Source organism: Salinibacter grassmerensis, assembly GCF_947077765.1.
Lineage (GTDB): Bacteria > Bacteroidota > Rhodothermia > Rhodothermales > Salinibacteraceae > Salinibacter > Salinibacter grassmerensis.
On the sequence record NZ_CAMTTF010000016.1, the window covers coordinates 1 to 2,227 of the forward strand.

The 2,227-nt window shown below is 62.2% G+C and carries 2 protein-coding genes; one reads left to right on the plus strand and one right to left on the minus strand.

All coding sequences use genetic code 11. The features are described 5' to 3' along the window. The first annotated feature begins 174 nt into the window (after nt 1-174). Nucleotides 175-1,032 (plus strand): sulfotransferase domain-containing protein, encoded by an 858-nt coding sequence (locus OJB03_RS15540; protein ID WP_263788992.1) that lies wholly within the window; start codon nt 175-177, stop codon nt 1,030-1,032. 391 nt (nt 1,033-1,423) lie between these two features. Here OJB03_RS15540 and OJB03_RS15545 read toward each other — a convergent pair. Next, nucleotides 1,424-2,227: flagellin (locus tag OJB03_RS15545; protein ID WP_263788994.1), on the minus strand; the 804-nt coding region annotated here is incomplete at its 5' end.

Below are 2,227 nucleotides of genomic sequence, written 5' to 3' on the forward strand. Positions count from 1 at the left end.
GCCGTGTGCCCGCAAGGTGCCCGAGACGCTGGCCCAGAGTTTGCGCCTTGTTACATCCGACCCGAAAGGCCCTTTCGACCGAAGGGCTTTCCGGTCCCGATCGACATTGCGCCCGACAGTGCCACGCCCGACGACGTCTCTTTTGACCTCCCTTCCGACCTCTCCCTCACGCCCATGCAGTTTGTTGCCAGCTACCCGAAGAGCGGAAACACCTGGATTCGGCTCGTCGCCGCCGCGTACCACCTCTCGGACGAAGAGCTTTTGGAGTTCATGGAGTCCCACGATGCCTCCGCGGACATTCCCGTTGCCCTCCGATACACCGATGCGGAGCGGTACCAGTACCAGGCGGTGAGTCCTTTTCCTCTTTCAGAAATGAATTTTTCCCAGGAGGTCCGTCTGCGCCCCGCCGCCATGCTCGTGCTCAGGCGGGAAGCATACATGACCTCAACCCGGCGTCCGGTTCCGATCAAGAGCCATCACATCCACGCGGAGATCGACGGGATTGACCTGTGGAACTCGGTATGGACCGATCGGGTGGTCAATCCGGTCCGCGACCCGCGCGAGGTGTGTTGCTCCTTCGCTGCACACCGGGGCATGAACTATGAGGAGACAGCTGACCTCATGGCCGATTCCAAGGCGCGAATGGGCGAAGAACGGGAACGCGTTCACAGCCTAATCAGCAGCTGGTCCACCCACGTGCGCAGCTGGCTCAGCGCCGACGACACGCCCGTGCACAGCGTGCAGTACGAGGATCTGGCGGCGAACCCCGTCGACGAATTCTACAACATTCTCGAGTTCATGGAGGCGCCCGACCTGACCCGGGATCGCGTGAAAGAGGCCGTTGAGCAGACCCGATTCGACCGGATGCAGGAGCTGGAGTCGGAGCACGGATTCCCCGAAAAAACAGCGGACCAGGAGCAATTCTTCCGCTCCGGAAAGACGAGCGGATGGGAGGAGGAACTCCCCTCCGATGTGGCCCGCAAAATCGAGGACGATCATGGAGAAATGATGGAGCACCTGGGATACCTGTGACCCGTTCCTCGAGCGCCACACTCGCTCATCACTTCGCCCCGCACCAAACGGGCGTGTGCTCTGTCCGGCCAGACGGGCTCCGGCGGATTGGTGTCTCAAGACTCCCGTCTCTTCCTGCACGGCCATGAGCCGAATGGCCTACTCGACCCGCGCTCTCCTCTTTTCGGCAGACACTCCCTCGGAACTTTCTCGAAGAAGCGACGAGGGGACCGGCCTCGTCTTCAGCGAGGAATGAGCGTGCCATCTCGGGAAATCCGTACACAAATCTGTATACACAAAAAAGCACAGCCCCCGGCATCGGGCCGGAGGCTGTGCGCATGAGTGCTGGTTTTCCGAAGCTACGCCGAGAACGTCGTCAAGCGAGCTTCTGCTTGACTCGCCCCTGAACCGATTACTGGAGGAGCGAGAGCACGCTCTGGCCCGCCGCGTTGGCCTGCGCCAACTGCGCGGTCCCGGACTGCTGCTGCACCTGCAGCTTCGCCACCTGCGTCTGCTCCTTCGCAAAGTCCGCATCTTCGATCCGGCTCTGCGCCGCGTTTAGGTTCGTCCGGGAAGTCTCCAGGTTCGACTCCTTGAACGACAGCCGGTTCTGGCTTGCGCCCAGGTCACTGAGCTGGGTCGTCAGGTCGTTGATCGCCGCCTTCGTGTCCTCGACGATCGCCCGAGCTGCTCCCGCCGAGCCCCCCTCCAGGCGATCCCCGATGTTGTTGTTGTCGTTGACCGACACCTCAAAGGTCTTCGACTCCCCCTCCTCTACGTCGGCCCCCGTGAAGGACACATTGCTCGTGTTGAATGAAATTGTGGGGGTGGTGGCACCCGTCGCTCCCGACTCAAGCGTGACCGCCGTCGTTGCACTCAGGTCCGCCGTCTTGGTGGTGTTGGCGGTCTCGAACGTCACTACGTTGTCGGAGCCGCTGTTGTCGCCGTCGTCGGTGTCTGTCACCTTCACCTCGAAGGTGCCCCCCTCAAGACCCTCGCCCAGCTCCGTTGCCGTGCCCCCGTCGGAGGTAGACGTGGTCGCCGTGCTTGCCGTTATGTCCCCGGCCGAGAGACCGAGCTTGCTGTCGCTGAAGTCGCCGGAGATCACGTTCTGCCCATCTTCAGTGCTGGGATTGACGTTTCCGTCAATCCCCCGGTCCTCCGCGGTCGAGTTCCCGATGTTGACGTCAAAGGTCGAGTCCGCCTCCGCCCCGGT